We start from the raw sequence: 14,597 nt of genomic DNA on the forward strand, positions 1-14,597 counted from the left end.
GTCTCCTAGGCTGAGTCGGGCCAGCATCCGCCGCGAGGAGTGTGATGACAGCCCAGCACGACGATCTGATCGGCCGCCTCGAACAGGGTCCCTGCTTCCTCTTCCTGGGGCAGAAGTACCTCCTCCTGGAGAGCGGGGTCGACCCCCTCGCCGGACCGGTCTCCAGAGCCGCCGGCGGCGGCACGGAGGCCCAGGACCTCTACACCTCCCTCCTCCGCGTGCCGGCGCCGCGCCGCCAGCCGGTGCTGGCCGCCCTCGCCCGCTCCGCCGCCAACCTCGCCGAGCCGGCCTGGCTCAAGGTCGTCGCCGACCTGCCCTGGAACGGCGTGTTCAGCACCGCCATCGACTCCCTCTTCGTCCGGGCCCTGCGCAACGAGTCGCGCACCGTCCAGCCGGTGGTGTCCTCGCAGTTCCGCCCGGCCGCGCCGCGCAGCCGCACCCAGGTCCAGGCCGTCCTGCTGTTCGGCGGCGCCGACCAGCCGCCGGAGAGCCAGCCGCCCACCAACCGGATCGAGCTCGGCGCCCGCCGCTCCGAGGCCCGGTCCCTCGCCCAGCGCCTGCCCGACGAGCTGATCACCCCGCGCGGCGTGCTGATCATCGAGGCGTGGAGCACCGACGACTGGTTCGGCCCCGAGGACCTCTACGGCATGCTCAGCCGCCTCGGCCAGGGCCAGGCGCACCTGTTCTCCGCCACCGAGATCGAGCTGGAGGACGAGTACGTCGCAGCCGCAGTCGAGTCCGGCGTGCTCGTCCCGCACGAGGAGGACTTCGCCAGCTACGTCCAGGAGGCCAAGGAACGCGGCGCCCTCTCCGACCGGCTGCGCTTCGACTCCGGCGGCCACCAGCTGGAGCTGGTCTCCGAGCAGGGCGTCGGGCTCCACGAAGTCCCCCGCGACATCTGGAACGCCGTCTCCTCCTTCGGCCAGCCCATCGACGCCGACCTGCTCACCCCGCCCGCCAGCCAGTCCCCGGAACTGCGCTACGCCCGCTTCCGCGAGTTCCTCGGCGCCAGCGAGTCCTCCTCCATCTGGTCCGCCGTGGCCGCCGGGCTGCCGTTCCGCCGCGACTACGAGGGCGAGCTGCGCAAACGCGTCGACGGCGCCCTGTCGGGCCGCGGCCTGCTGGAACGCCCGCTCCTCCTCGTCGGCCAGACCGGCACGGGCAAGACCATCGCCCTCGCCTCGCTCGCGTACGCCATCGGCAAGCAGAAGCAGCACGCCGTCCTGCACATCCCGCGCCGTGCCAACCGCCCCTCGTACGACGCCATCGACCCGTTCTGCGAGTGGGCGGAGCGGATCACCAACGCCAGCACCCTGATCGTCTGGGACGGCATGGTCGACGCGGACGAGTACTTCCGGCTGGCCAAGTACCTCGACTCGCGCGGCCGCCGGGCCGTCGTCGTCGGCAGCTGCTACAGCACCGCCGAGGACGACGACCTCCAGCACAAGGCGAAGGCCCAGGCCAGGAAGCGCGCCGCCAAGGCCCCGGCCCAGCGGCGCCGGGTGAGCAAGTCCGACGACAAGCGGCACATCGTCCGGGCCCCCGCCGTCCTGGAGGACAAGGAGGAGATGGTCCGCTTCACGGCGCACCTGGGCTCCCTCGGGATCATCATCCCGGCCACCGACTGGTCCGTGATCCAGAAGGACCGGACCTTCCTCTCCGCCCTCTACCGCCTGCTCCCGGAGACCCGGGGCCCGGTCAGCGGGGGACTGGTGCTGGAGCTCAGGCACGCCGAGAGCGCCCTCGCCGCCGAGGTCCGCACCTCGGGCGAGTACGTGCCCCAGACCGCGATGGCCGCCGCCCTCCACAAGGCCGGCCTGGTGGACAAGCTGGAGGAGACCCTCAGCAACATCGGGGAGGACGGCGAGGGCTCCTCGTACCGGGGCCCCTACGAGCGGCTGGTCAACATCGTCCTCGTGGTCTCCCGGCACGGCCAGGCCATCCCACTGGAGCTGGCCCTGCGCGTGGTCGGCCGCGACGGCGTGCGCAACCTGCCGCAGCTCCTCGGCAAGATCGACCTGATCCGCTGGCTGGAGGACCGCAACGGCAACTACGCGCTGTCCGCACGCAACGAACTCGAGGCCGAGATCCTCGTCAAGGCGGAGCGGACCAGCGACGAGTCGGAGATCGAGGCCATCGCCGAGGCCCTCGCCGAGGTGCGCCCCGACTCGACCACGGGCGGCGGCAGCGAAGTGCAGTTCGCCGTCGACCTGCTGAACCGGATAGGCCCGCAGGGGGAGCAGGAGGAGCGCTACGCCCCCCACTTCCTCCGCATCGCCGACGCGTTCGCCCGGGCCAACGGCGCCGCCATCGTGTCCAACCCGAGGCTGGCGCTCCTGGAGACCAACCTGTGCCGCGAGTGGGTCAAGTACGCGCAGACCAAGAAGATCGCCGACGCGGAGAAGCGCACCGACGTGCTGCGCCGCGCCGAGGACGTGGTCGAGAACGCGCTGGCCGGCGGCCCGTTCTCCAGCCGCTCCGGCGTACGCGCCAACCTGATGGTGGAACAGGCCAGCGTGGTCGGCGCGCAGATCTACGAGCTGCTGCGCAGCGGCCCGGACGGCAAGGCGCCCGACCCGATGCCGGTCGAGCGCATGCGGGCGTTGCTCAAGCGCGTCCTGCGGATCACCTCCGAGTCGATGGGCATCTCGGCCGACAAGTACTACCCGGTCGACGTGGTCTGCTGGGTGACGCTGGAGATCGTCAAGAGGGAGGCCCTGCCGCCGCGTGAGCTGGACGAGCTGCTGGCCGAGTGCCTCTCCCGGCTGCTGCTCATCGAGGTGGGCGACCTGAGTCCGAAGCAGGAGGCCAAGTACAACGCCCGCTTCTCCGACATCGCCGCCGTAGCGAACGAGGAGCGCATCGCCGACGAGAAGCTCCGCGAGCTGGCCGAGCACGACGAGCCCCTCGCCGCCTACCTCTACGCCCTGCGGGTCAGCGGCCTGGTCCGCAACGACCCCGACCCGGACGGCATCCGGGTGGCCTTCGCCCACCTCCAGTCCAAGGCCGGGACCATCGACGACCGCCGCTGCCTGCGGCTGCTGGTGGACCTCTTCTGGATGGCCAAGACCGGCCACCGCTTCATGGAGGGCGAGCGGCTGACCCTCCCGCTGGGCCGTCAGGACTGGCACGAGTGCCTGGAGCTGGCCGGCAAGCTCCAGGCCCTGGACGACCTCTCGAACCTGCGGGTGGAGTTCATGCGGGCCCTGGCCCACTTCCACCTGGGCCAGCTGGGCTCCGCGTTCGACGCCTTCCGCAAGGCCGAGCGCCAGTCGCACCAGTTCCGCCGCCGCATCGTGACCATGTACGTGGCCAGCGACACCGAGGGCCACCCCCGCAGGTTCCACCCCACGGTCCGCCGGGTGGACCCGGACCAGCGCAAGGGCATGTGCTGGGTCGAGGAGCTGGCCCGCGAGATCCCCTTCCAGCCACACGACTTCGGGATCGCGGAACCGGCCCGTGGGCTGGCCCTGCCGGAGGCCTTCGTCACGTTCAACCTGCGCGGGGCGATACTGGAACCCGCCCGGCGGCCGCACTACAAACTCCCGCCGCACCTGGTCTCCGGGCTCATCCCGGGACCCGCGTCCGAGCCCGAGCCCGGCAGGCCGTCGGGGGGCTCCCGCGCCCCCGGTACGCCGTTCCCGCACCCGGAAAAGGGGTAGCCGCGTGGCCACCGAGCCGGCGAAGGCCGAGGCCCCGGTCGCGATGGTGTCCCGGCTCGACCTGCGCGGTCAGGAGCTCCAGAACCTGTGCCAGGCGCTGACGGCCCTGCCCGTCGGCGACCCGGTGACCGCGCCGCGGCCCGTCCTCGACGACGCCCAGCACGGCTTCCTCACCTCGACGATCTGGCTCAGCTCCTGGCTGCACGAGGCGTGGGCGGTCAGTTTCACGTTCCTGCTGGACCAGGCGAACCGGGTGGGGGTGGGTGTCGAGGCGGCCCAGGTGTTCCAGTCGGACCTGCAGAAGCTGCGGACCCGCTTCTCGCACAACCTGGACCCGGCGGTGCCCCGGGACCGCGAGATCCAGGAGGACTGCTACGCCTGGTTCCGGCGGGCCTGCGGCTCCCGGGTGCCCAGCGGGGCCGACTGGACCCTGTGCCTGGAGACCCTGCTGGAGGCGGCCGTCGCGTACCTGGGCGTGGCCATCGGGATTGCCCGGGCCATCGAACAGGACGTGGACGCCGAGGCGCTCCTCGAACACTGGAAGACCAGGCTCGGCCGGTCGGGCGTCCTCATCGACTACCGGCAGCACCTGGAGCGGGCCGCAGGCGACCTGGGCGTGAAGAACCTGGAACTCAGGGAGGTACGGGAGCGCCACCGCCCCCGCTGGGACCGCACCCTGTCCGTCGCCTCGGCGCGGTCGGACATCGAGACGGTGACGCAGCGGCACATGGAGCACGCCCTGCTGGCCGAGACGGGGCGCGTCCTGCCCGTCACCGCGAGCCAGGTGATGGCCAAGCTGGAGCTGAAGCCGGGCGAGCGGGTGGCCGCCGCCCTCAGGCTGGGGCAGGTGCTGTACGCGCTCAACCCCGACCAGGACAAGAACTCACTGCTCGACGCCATCGTCCGGCACTGGAGCCGCATGGAACCGGACGACTGACCACGACCCCGGCCACCCCCTCGCAGGGGCGGCCGGGGCCACGTCAGGCGCGTGCGTACTGACCGGGCGTACGGATCTCCGCCCCCAGCTCGCGGGCGGCCCGGCGCGCCCAGTACGGGTCGCGCAGCAGCTCGCGGCCCAGCAGGACGGCGTCCGCCTCCCCGTTGGCGACTATCTTCTCGGCCTGCGCCGGGTCGGTGATCAGGCCGACGGCGGCCACCGGCAGCCCGGTCTCGGCGCGCACCCGGGCCGCGAAGGGCACCTGGTAGCCGGGGGCCACGGGGATCCGCACCCCCGCGGCGTTCCCACCGGTGGAGACGTCGAGCAGGTCGACACCGTGCTCCTTGAGCAGTGCCGCGAAGCGGACCGTGTCGTCGCCGGTCCAGCCGCCCTCGTCCAGCCAGTCGGTGGCCGAGATCCGGAACAGCACCGGCAGGTCCTCGGGCCACTCGGCACGGACCGCGTCCACGACCTCCAGCGCGAAGCGCACCCGGTTCTCGAAGGAGCCGCCGTAGCCGTCGGTGCGGTGGTTGCTGTGCGGCGAGAGGAACTCGCCGATCAGGTAGCCGTGCGCACCGTGCACCTCGACGACCTTGAAGCCCGCGGCCAGCGCCCGCCGCGCCGCGGCACCGAACTGCCCGACGACCTCCCGGATCTCATCAGCCGTCAGCTCGTGGGGTACGGGGTGCCCCTCGGCGAAGGCCACCGGGCTCGGCCCGCTCGGCTGCCACCCGTGCGCCTCGGGCCCGACCGGCGCCCCACCCTTCCAGGGCCGCTCGGTCGAGGCCTTCCGCCCGGCGTGCGCGAGCTGGACACCGGGGACTCCGCCCTGTGCGCTCACGAACTCGGTGATCCTCCGCAGCGCCTCGGCCTGGGTGTCGTTCCAGATGCCGAGGTCGTACGGGGAGATCCGGCCCTCGGGGGAGACGGCGGTGGCCTCCTGGATCACCAGGGCGGTGCCACCGGTGGCGCGTGCGGCGTAGTGGGCGAAGTGCCAGTCGGTCGCGACTCCCGTGAGCGGCCCCTCGGGTGCGGCCGAGTACTGGCACATGGGTGCCATCCAGACGCGGTGGGGAAAGGTCAGGGACCGCAGGGTGAGGGGCTCGAAGAGGGCACTCATGAAGGCAGCTCCGTTTCACGCGACTGGTACGTGGATCACCGTACTACGAAGCTCACCGTACTACGACACCCATCGGACTACCAGCCTCGCAATGTCCCTAACTACGACGGTTCTCGTACCATTGGGTTCGTGACCGAGACCGAGACGACCCCCGGCCGCGCCCTGGCCCACCCCGAACGGGCGGACATCCGCCTCGACGCGGTCCTGCACGCCCTGTCCGACCCGATGCGACTGCTCGTGGTCCGCAGACTGGCCGAGGCGAACGACGAACTCGCCTGCTCCGCCTTCGAACTGCCCGTCACGAAGTCGACGAGCACGCACCACTTCCGCGTCCTCCGCGAGAGCGGCGTGATCTGCCAGCAGTACCGCGGCACCGCCAAGCTGAACACCCTCCGCGAGGGCGACCTGAACGCCCTCTTCCCGGGCCTCCTGGGCACGGTCCTCCAGGCCGCCGAGGCCGAGGCCGCCCGACTGGGCGGCTGATCCCGTGACGCGGCCGGCCGGCGAGCCCCGGGCGGCCGTCCGCCGCCGAAACGGGAGAAGTGCGTAGCGAGCCTGGGCGGCTTATGACGGGGCACAGACGGCCCGGAGGCCGCCGAGCCGGCCGGCGGGCCTACGGACGGGGACGCGTCCGCCCCGTGGGGCGGGCCCGCACCTGGGTGCGGGGAATCGCACCCGGCACGGCCAGGCCTGAGGTGTCCTCCCTGGACGCCCCCAGACCCCGCACCACCCGCAGCTCCGGGACGGCGTGGCTTCGGCTCTCACCCGCATCCACCCGCGCCCCTCACCCGCCCCCAGCGGCAGCCCCCAGCAACCCACCCCAATCCGGAATCTTCACGGACCGCCGCCCCAGCGAGCGCCCCAGTTCCTCCTCCGCCCGCTCGATCGCCAGCCACCCCCGCCACTCCACGGGCCGCAGGCCGGCCGCGCGCAGTGCGTCCAGCGGATCGCCGGTGACGTCCCGTGCCGCCAGCACCGCCGCATCCGCGAGCAGCGCCCCCGCCGTCTCCTTGGCGCAGGGCCGGTTGGTGCCGATCACCCCGGTCGGCCCGCGCTTGATCCAGCCGGCCACGTACTCACCGGGCGACGGCGCACCCTCCCGCAGCACCCGCCCCGCCGCGTGCGGGACCGTGCCGGTGCGGGCGTCGAAGGGCAGCCCGGGCAGCTCCCGCCCCAGGTAGCCGACCGACCGCAGCACCAGCTGGGCCTCGACGTCCTCGTACGCGCCGGTGCCCCGCACCCCGCCCCGGCCGTCGGGCAGCGTCCGCTCGAAGCGCACCCCCGCCACCCGCCCGTCGGGCCCGGCCAGCACCTCCACCGGCCGCAGGTAGAACCGCAGGGTGATCCGCCGCGATCCACCCGCGGGCGACGCGTCGGCCCACCCCCGCAGCACCTCCACGTTCCGGCGGTTCGCCGCGGGCAGCGCACCGGGGTCGGCGTAGTCCGGGTCCAGCGCCAGCTCCGCCGGGTCGACCACCGTGTCCACCCCGGGCAGCGTGCCCAGCTCCCGCAGCTCCTTGGTGGTGAACTTCCCCTGCGAGGGCCCCCGGCGGGCCACCATGGCCACCTCGCGCACCGCGCTCCGCGCCAGCGCGCCGAGCGCCGGCTGGGGCATGTCCGTGGGCCGCAGCTCCGCCTCGCCCCTGGCCAGGATCCGCGTCACGTCGACCGCGACGTTGCCGGCGCCGATCACCACCGCCGACCTCACGGCCCCCAGCCCGAACCCGTCGTCGGCGGCATCGGGATGAGCGCTGTACCAGGACACGAAGTCGGTCGCCGCGTACGACCCAGGCAGCCCCTCGCCGGGGATCTCCAGGTGCCGGTCCCGTGCCGCGCCGACGCAGTACACCACCGCGTGGTACATCCCCAGCAGCCGCTCGGGGGACAGCTCGGGTCCGCCGACCTCGACGTTCCCGAGGAAGCGGATCCGCTCGTCCTCCAGCACCGTGCGCAGGCTGCCCTGGAGGGACTTGATCTTCTCGTGGTCGGGGGCCACCCCGTACCTGACCAGTCCGTACGGGCAGGGCAGCCGGTCCAGTACGTCGACCCGGACGTCCGGCACGTCCCGCTGCTGTACGAGCGTCTGTGCCGTGTAGACCCCGCTCGGGCCCGAACCGACGACAGCGACACGAAGCACGGCGGCGCTCCTTCCCGCAGGGTGTCTTCAGCATGCCACCGGGCAACCGAGGCGTCAGCCCATGGCCCGCATCCGATTGATCTCGGCACTCTGCTGGGCGATCACTTCGGTCGCCATCTCCTCGACGGTCACGTTGTTCCCGCCCTGGAGGGCCTCGCCGGCCATGGTGAGCGCACCGCTGTGGTGCGCGATCATCAGCTCCAGGAACCGGCGGTCGAAGTCGGCCCCGCGCGCCGCCCGCAGCCCGGCGAGCTGCTCGGGTGTGGCCATGCCGGGCATGCCCCCGTGTTCGTGGTGGCCCGCGGCGGGCCGTCCGGCCGGGTGCGCGGCCAGCCACCCCTGCATCGCTCCGATCTCGGGCTGCTGGGCGGCGGAGATCCGCTCCGCGAGCCGCTTGACGCCGGGCGCGGAGGCGCGTTCCGGCGCCAGCGCGCTCATCACCAGGGCCTGCCGGTGGTGCTCGATCATCCCCTGGACGTAGGCGAAGTCGGCGGCGTTGGGGGAGTCGTCGGGGCGGGCCTTCGCCGCCTCCTCGGCCGTCAGCTTCCGGTTCGGCTCGCCCGGCTTCCCCGGGGCGACGACCACCGCTCCGGCACCCTTCCCCTCGGCGCGCCCGTCCCCACCGCCCGCATCACACGCGGTCAGGGCCAGGGTCAGCACCACCCCGGCGAGACCGAGACGGAGACCGAGACGGAGATGAGGGTGGATCAGCACAGCGTCCTCCTGGGGGAGTTGGCGTCGTACGGTCACGCGTACAGTCCTGGGCCGGGTCGTACGTCACTCGTATCACTCGTGTAAACGCTGTCATGCGCCATCTATTGCCATGGGCATGATAAAGAACATACTGCCGGGGTCCATGTTCCGTTCCCATCTCTGCAACAGCGGATTCCAGGGAGGAAGCAGTGACCTCGTTGCACCTCGACCGACCGAGGCGCAGACGGCTGGGTGTGGCCGCAGCGGCGGCCGGACTCCTGGCCACTTTCCTGGTGGCCGGCCCCGCGGCCGCCACCCCCGACCCCGGGGACGCGCCGGCCAAGGAGCCGGTCTCCCAGGAGGCCGCGGCCGCGGCCCGCGCCGCCATCGCGAGCGGGGAGATACCCGGCCAGGACGAGATCGTCCACAGCGACAACGTCGAGCACCTCGTCAACCTGCCCAAGGACCAGCTCAAGGGCACCAACAGCGACCTGGCCTTCCAGGGCAAGTACGCGTACGCGGGCAACTACGACGGCTTCGTGATCTACGACGTCAGCCGGCCGCACGCGCCCAAGGTCGTCAGCCAGGTGCTCTGCCCCGGCGGCCAGAACGACATCTCGGTCCAGGGCGACCTGCTCTTCCTCTCCACGGACTCCTCCCGCAGCGACGACTCCTGCAACAGCGTCTCGCAGCCCGCGTCGGAGAAGTCCTCCTGGGAGGGCATCAAGATCTTCGACATCAAGGACAAGAAGAACCCCAAGTACATCAAGTCCGTCGAGACCAACTGCGGCTCGCACACGCACACCCTGGTGCCCGCCGGCCGCGACATCTACGTCTACGTCTCCTCGTACTCGCCCAACGTGGCCTTCCCGGACTGCCAGCCCCCGCACGACGGCATCTCCGTGATCAAGGTCCCGAAGCTGGCGCCCACCCAGGCAGCCGTCGTGGCCTTCCCGGTGCTCTTCCCGGACGGCGGCAACCCGGGCGCGCCCACCAACCCGGGCGTCTCCAAGACCACCGGCTGCCACGACATCACCGTGCTGCCCTCGAAGAAGCTCGCCGCCGGCGCCTGCATGGGCGACGGCATCCTCTTCGACATCAGCAAGCCCGAGCAGCCCAAGGTGATCGACCGGGTCCAGGACAACGTCAACTTCGCGTTCTGGCACTCCGCCACCTTCAACGAGCGCGCCGACAAGGTCGTCTTCACCGACGAGCTGGGCGGCGGCGTCGGTGCCACCTGCAACGCGGCCACCGGTCCGAACCGCGGCGCCGACGGCATCTACGACATCACCGGCAAGGGCGACGCCCGCAAGCTGGTCTTCCGCAGCTACTTCAAGATCCCCCGCCACCAGGCGGACACCGAGAACTGCGTCGCCCACAACGGCTCGCTGATCCCGGTGCCCGGCCGCGACATCATGGTCCAGGCCTGGTACCAGGGCGGCGTCTCCGTCTGGGACTTCACCGACTCCGCGAACCCGCGCGAGATCGGCTACTTCGAGCGCGGGCCCCTCTCGACCAACGCCATCACCACCGGCGGCTCCTGGTCCGCGTACTACTACAACGGCCACATCTACTCGAACGACATCGCCAAGGGCTTCGACGTCCTGAAGATCAACGACGAGCTCACCGAGCCCGCCGCCGACATCTGGCTGGACCGCCTCAACGTCCAGACCCAGCCGCAGTACCAGTACTGACGCCGACGCAAGGCGCCCGCGGACCGGACTCAGTCCGCCGCGCAGCGCAGGGGGGTGCCACCGGCCGGTTCCGGCCCCGGGGGCACCCCCCGCTCCCAATCCAGCCCGTACCGCTGGAACAGCTCCGCCCGCAGCCGCTCCACCGGCATCGGAGCCCCGGGCAGCAGCACGGCGAAGACCGCCCCCATCAGCAGGGCGCGCAGCAGCGGGTAGTCGGTGTCCACCGAGGGCGAGCCGTACGCCGTGACCGTCCCCCGCAGCAGCTCGGCAAGCCGCTGCTGCTCGGGGCACTGCACGAAACCGTCGGCCGACAGGATTCCGGCCATGTGCGTGCGCATCAGCACCGGCTGCTCCAGCGCCAGGCCCAGGATCGCGTCGATGGCCCGCGCCAGCAGCTCCCGCCCGTCCTCGGTCCGGGGCTCCCGCTCCAGCGCCGCCGACAGCGTCCGGTGCATCAGCCGGTGCACCGCCGACTGCAGCAGCTGCCGCTTCCCGGGGAAGTAGTACGAGACCAGGCCGCGCGCCGCGCCCGCCCGGTCGGCGATGTCCGCGAGCGTCGTCGCCTCGTACCCGCGTTCGGCCACGAGCTCGACCGTCGCCTGCAGCAGCCGCTCGCGAGAACGTCTGCGCAACTCTTCATTGACCGACGGGCTGCGCGGGGACATGCTTACTCCTGCGTTGACTGGCTCACAGCCAATATACTCAGCGCACACCACGCCGGGGCACTTGCCGGTGCCCTGTGTCGTGGGCGGGGGCCGGTTCTGGGCGACGCGGGGGATCGTCCAGAACCGGCGCCGAAAACCCTCCCGGCGCGGCCGGGACGCCCGCCGCGGACGCAGCCCCGGGTCAGGGCCCCGACCGCCGGGCGCGCGGGCGCTCGTACGCCGCGGCCGCCAGGAGGACCAGGGCCGCGCCCAGCAGCCAGCCGCCCAGCACGTCCGTGGGCCAGTGGACGCCCAGGTAGACCCGGGTGAACCCGACACCCAGCACGGACACGGCCGCGAGGACCACCGCCCAGGGCGGCCGCCCGCAGGCCCACAGCAGCAGCCCGCACACCACCGCCGCGGTCATCGCGTGCCCGGACGGGTACGCCGCGAACTCAGCCGAGGCCACCGGGTCGGGCCAGCGCGGCCGGGCCCGGCCGACCAGCGCCTTCAGCGCGTGCTGGGCGCCGGCGCCCAGGACGGTGACCACCGCGACGTACAGAGCCCGCCTCCGGTCGCCCCGCCGCAGCAGCCACAGCACGGCCGCGGCGGCGAGCAGACGCATGGTCCACGGATCCCACACCCAGTCGCTGAGCAGCCGGTTCACCCGGGTGAAGCCGGGGTGCGCGAGGGCGTGCCGGTGCAGGGCACCGGCCGCCCGGACGTCGAAGGAGACCAGCGGCCGCCAGCGGACGGCCACCAGGACCGTCAGCAGCACCGTGAGACCGAGAACAGCCAGACCCGTCCGAAGGAACACGCGCATGCCTCCAGATCCTCGCCCATCCGGAGTGCCGATGCCGACCGCGGCACCGCCGGGCACGCCTCCGGTTGTCGTGGGGGAGGGAGAGGCGCACATCGGAGAGCGGGACTGGCGGAGGGGCACGCAGCAGGAACGACACGTGCTGTGACGGGTTCGGGCCGTGCGAGGCGCGGGGCGACGGCCCGGGCGCCAGGCACGCGACGCCCGCCCAACAGGCGACGCCCGCCCAGGCCCGGCGCCGCCCAACAGGCGACGCCCACCCCGGACGCAAGGCCGCCTACCCCAGCGCGGTGAGTCCCGGCACGAACGTGACCAGCAGCGGCACCACCGGGACCAGCGCGGCGGCCGCGGTCAGCCGCAGCCGGCGCAGGGCGGTGAGCCGGGGCGCGGCGGACAGCAGCCGGTTCACCCGCTGCGGCACGTGCGCCTGCGGCGTGGGGCAGGGCCCGAACACGCCCTTGTCCTCGTTGAGTTCGACCAGCGCCAGCGCGATCGTCAGCCGCCCGTACCGCCGCGAGGCGACGTCGTCCGCGGCCAGCTCCACCAGCCGGTGCATCTCGGCGCGGAACGCGGCGAACACCGGGACCTGCGGGAACCCGCCGGCCAGCGCCTGCCCGCAGTGCAGCAGCCAGTCGTGCCGCGCCGCCGCGTGACCCTGCTCGTGCGCCAGTACGGCGTCCAGCTGGCGTCCCTTGAGCCGGTTCAGCGCCGTCGTGGTCACCACCAGCTGCGGGGCCGCACCCGGCAGCCACCACGCCTCGGGCCGCGGCGCCTCCAGCACCACCAGGCGCCCCGGACTCGCCTCCTCGCCGGGCAGCAGCGGCGCCCGGACCAGCAGTTCGGCCTGCCGCGCCCGCCGCCTGGCCCGCGCCCGCAGCACCTCGACGGCGAGCATCGCACCGGTCCACAGCCCGCCCAGGGCCAGCAGCAGCGCCGTACCGGCGGCCCACGGACCACCCGCGCCCAGCGCGTACGCGTCCACCACCCCGTGGGGCGCGACGGCGAACACCCGGCCGCGCACCGCCTGCCACGCGGCGGCCGCGCTCAGCACCATCGACAGCCCGAAGCACAGCAGCACCGCGGCCACGACGCACTGCCACACCCAGAGCGCCACCACCGGTTCGCGATCGGTCCAGTCGGCGCGGGCCAGCAGCCGGGGGGCGACGAGAGCGGTCAGGACGCCGAGCACGAGGAGAACGGCGGGGACCATCATGTCCGCCAGCCTATGAGCGGGACCCTACCCCCGGGTATGGCCCCGGCCCCCAAGTGACGGACGCCACGCCGTCTCCGTCAGGTCGGCCCACCCAAACCCTCACAGGCCCTCACAGGCCCTCACAGGCCCTCACAGGCCCACCAGCATCGCGAACATCCCCATTCCCATGGCCAGTCGGCAGGCCTCCGCGACCTCGCCCCGCGCCGCGCCCGGAACCCGGCCGGCCCCCGGGGCGCCGCCCCCCGCGCTCGCGCCCGCACTGCCGCCCGCGCCCACGCCGACACCGGCCCCGCCCCTGGCCGTCACCGGCAGGAGCCGCAGGCCGCCGCGCAGCACGTACGCCGCGTAATAGAGGAGCAGTACGCCCGTCAGCAGCGGCACGCCGCCCGCCCCCGGCACCGCGTGGTGGGCCGCCGCGCCGGTTCCGGGCACCGCTGCCATCGCCGCGACCATGTACACCATCGCCAGCGACCCCACCGCGTGGTGCACGTGGTGGCTCCGCCGGCAGTCCGGGCGGCGCAGCCCCCACAGGGCCCACGCGCCCGCACCCAGGAACACCCCGCCCAGCACCAGCCGGCTCCACTCCGGGGACCACAGGGCCGCCACCGGCACCGCCATCGCCGCCATGCCGAAGGCCATCAGCGCCTCCGCCCCCGCCCCCGCGCGCTCGTCTGCGGTGCCGGTGCGCAGCCGCAGCAGGCAGGAGCCGCCGCTCGCCGCGCACAGCAGCACGAGCAGCCAGGCGGTCGTGGTCGTCCCGTGCACGGCGCGGCCCCCTCCCGGGTCGGCGGTGTCGTACGAGACACCCGATCCACAAGGAGAGGGATGCCCGTCCGGCCGGGGGCGCACGCGGGCGCGCGGGAGCGCCGGGGAGTGAGAAGGGGCGGGAGAGGGACGGGACGGACGGGAGCGGCAGGAGGGACGGGAGGGAGCGCGGGGGAGTACGAGCGGAACGGCAGGGAATCCGGGAGGCGGCCGCGGCCGCGGCTCGGGGCCGGGCGGAACGGCCGGATGGCCCCGTCCGGCCGCCCCCGCCGCCGGGTTAGGCTGCACGGAGCCCGGCACCACCGCACGCGAACGGAGATCCACCATGGACGCCAGCGCCACCCGTACCGAGGCCGCCCCCACCTTCCGGGACGCGGTCCCCGCCGACGTGGCGGACCTGGTGGCCCTGGTCGAGTCGGCCTACCGCGGGGACGCCAGCCGGGCCGGCTGGACCACCGAGGCGGACATCCTGGAGGGCCAACGCACCGACCCCGAGGGCGTCCGGGCGATCGTGGACGCCACCGACAGCACGCTGCTCGTCGTCGAGCGCGAGGGCCGGATCGTCGCCTGCTGCCAGCTGGAACACCGCGGGGACAGCGCGTACTTCGGCATGTTCGCGGTGCGCCCGGAACTGCAGGGGGCGGGCCTCGGCAAGCTGATCATCGCCGAGGCCGAGCGCCGGGTGCGGGACGCCTGGGGGGTGGGGGAGATGCAGATGACCGTCATCTCCGCCCGCGAGGAGCTGATCGCCTGGTACGAGCGCCGGGGCTACCGGCGCACCGGGAAGACCAGCCCCTTCCCGTACGGGGACGAGCGCTTCGGCATCCCCCAGCGTGACGACCTGGAGTTCGAGCTGCTGGTCAAGGCCCTCTGACCGGGCCACCCTCCAGGACCGCCCGCCGGGACCGCCGA

Annotated in this window: 12 protein-coding genes; 5 read left to right on the forward strand and 7 right to left on the reverse strand. The window is 73.2% G+C overall.

Going from position 1 to position 14,597, the window contains the following annotated elements; all coding sequences use genetic code 11:
• The first annotated feature begins 44 nt into the window (after positions 1–44).
• Positions 45–3,662, forward strand: coding sequence for a hypothetical protein (locus ACIF6F_RS19895; protein ID WP_399948208.1), 3,618 nt, complete (start codon positions 45–47; stop codon positions 3,660–3,662).
• Positions 3,663–3,666: 4 nt separating this feature from the next.
• Positions 3,667–4,599 (forward strand): hypothetical protein, encoded by a 933-nt coding sequence (locus tag ACIF6F_RS19900; RefSeq protein WP_399948210.1) that lies wholly within the window; start codon positions 3,667–3,669, stop codon positions 4,597–4,599.
• A 43-nt stretch (positions 4,600–4,642) separates the two neighbouring features.
• Here ACIF6F_RS19900 and ACIF6F_RS19905 read toward each other — a convergent pair whose 3' ends face one another.
• Positions 4,643–5,719: an NADH:flavin oxidoreductase/NADH oxidase gene (locus ACIF6F_RS19905; protein ID WP_399948212.1), complete on the reverse strand. Its 1,077-nt coding sequence runs from the start codon at positions 5,717–5,719 to the stop codon at positions 4,643–4,645.
• A gap of 129 nt (positions 5,720–5,848) precedes the next feature.
• Between ACIF6F_RS19905 and ACIF6F_RS19910 the strand changes: the two genes are divergently transcribed.
• Positions 5,849–6,202 (forward strand): ArsR/SmtB family transcription factor, encoded by a 354-nt coding sequence (locus ACIF6F_RS19910; RefSeq protein WP_399948214.1) that lies wholly within the window; start codon positions 5,849–5,851, stop codon positions 6,200–6,202.
• A gap of 301 nt (positions 6,203–6,503) precedes the next feature.
• Here the strand turns inward: ACIF6F_RS19910 and ACIF6F_RS19915 are convergent, their stop codons facing one another.
• Together ACIF6F_RS19915 and ACIF6F_RS19920 are read right to left on the reverse strand one after the other, a co-directional pair.
• Positions 6,504–7,856 carry an FAD-dependent oxidoreductase gene (locus ACIF6F_RS19915; RefSeq protein ID WP_399948216.1) on the reverse strand — a complete coding sequence of 451 codons (1,353 nt, stop codon included), beginning with the start codon at positions 7,854–7,856 and terminating at the stop codon, positions 6,504–6,506.
• 54 nt (positions 7,857–7,910) lie between these two features.
• On the reverse strand, positions 7,911–8,570 hold the full coding sequence (locus tag ACIF6F_RS19920) for a DUF305 domain-containing protein (protein ID WP_399948369.1): 660 nt from the start codon (positions 8,568–8,570) through the stop codon (positions 7,911–7,913).
• A gap of 188 nt (positions 8,571–8,758) precedes the next feature.
• Between ACIF6F_RS19920 and ACIF6F_RS19925 the strand changes: the two genes are divergently transcribed.
• Complete coding sequence (locus ACIF6F_RS19925) at positions 8,759–10,243, forward strand: LVIVD repeat-containing protein (protein WP_399948218.1); 1,485 nt, start codon at positions 8,759–8,761, stop codon at positions 10,241–10,243.
• Between the two features lie 29 nt (positions 10,244–10,272).
• Here ACIF6F_RS19925 and ACIF6F_RS19930 read toward each other — a convergent pair whose 3' ends face one another.
• The 4 genes from ACIF6F_RS19930 to ACIF6F_RS19945 form a co-directional block, all read right to left on the reverse strand.
• Positions 10,273–10,908, reverse strand: coding sequence for a TetR/AcrR family transcriptional regulator (locus tag ACIF6F_RS19930; protein ID WP_399948220.1), 636 nt, complete (start codon positions 10,906–10,908; stop codon positions 10,273–10,275).
• A 181-nt stretch (positions 10,909–11,089) separates the two neighbouring features.
• Positions 11,090–11,710, reverse strand: coding sequence for a phosphatase PAP2 family protein (locus ACIF6F_RS19935; protein ID WP_399948222.1), 621 nt, complete (start codon positions 11,708–11,710; stop codon positions 11,090–11,092).
• 274 nt (positions 11,711–11,984) lie between these two features.
• On the reverse strand, positions 11,985–12,920 hold the full coding sequence (locus ACIF6F_RS19940) for a M56 family metallopeptidase (RefSeq protein ID WP_399948225.1): 936 nt from the start codon (positions 12,918–12,920) through the stop codon (positions 11,985–11,987).
• Positions 12,921–13,049: 129 nt separating this feature from the next.
• Complete coding sequence (locus tag ACIF6F_RS19945; protein ID WP_399948227.1) at positions 13,050–13,685, reverse strand: DUF5134 domain-containing protein; 636 nt, start codon at positions 13,683–13,685, stop codon at positions 13,050–13,052.
• 325 nt (positions 13,686–14,010) lie between these two features.
• Between ACIF6F_RS19945 and ACIF6F_RS19950 the strand changes: the two genes are divergently transcribed.
• Positions 14,011–14,559, forward strand: coding sequence for a GNAT family N-acetyltransferase (locus tag ACIF6F_RS19950; RefSeq protein WP_399948229.1), 549 nt, complete (start codon positions 14,011–14,013; stop codon positions 14,557–14,559).
• The last annotated feature ends 38 nt before the right edge of the window (positions 14,560–14,597 follow it).

Origin of the sequence: Streptomyces sp. NPDC086023 (assembly GCF_044540325.1) — a bacterium.
In the GTDB taxonomy this organism is placed as follows: domain Bacteria; phylum Actinomycetota; class Actinomycetes; order Streptomycetales; family Streptomycetaceae; genus Streptomyces.

Coding starts and splice junctions, on each gene's coding strand:
- ACIF6F_RS19895 (WP_399948208.1), top strand. CDS start 45: ATGACAGCCCAGCACGACGATCTGATCGGCCGCCTCGAACAGGGTCCC.
- ACIF6F_RS19905 (WP_399948212.1), bottom strand. CDS start 5,719: ATGAGTGCCCTCTTCGAGCCCCTCACCCTGCGGTCCCTGACCTTTCCC.
- ACIF6F_RS19930 (WP_399948220.1), bottom strand. CDS start 10,908: ATGTCCCCGCGCAGCCCGTCGGTCAATGAAGAGTTGCGCAGACGTTCT.
- ACIF6F_RS19935 (WP_399948222.1), bottom strand. CDS start 11,710: ATGCGCGTGTTCCTTCGGACGGGTCTGGCTGTTCTCGGTCTCACGGTG.
- ACIF6F_RS19940 (WP_399948225.1), bottom strand. CDS start 12,920: ATGATGGTCCCCGCCGTTCTCCTCGTGCTCGGCGTCCTGACCGCTCTC.
- ACIF6F_RS19950 (WP_399948229.1), top strand. CDS start 14,011: ATGGACGCCAGCGCCACCCGTACCGAGGCCGCCCCCACCTTCCGGGAC.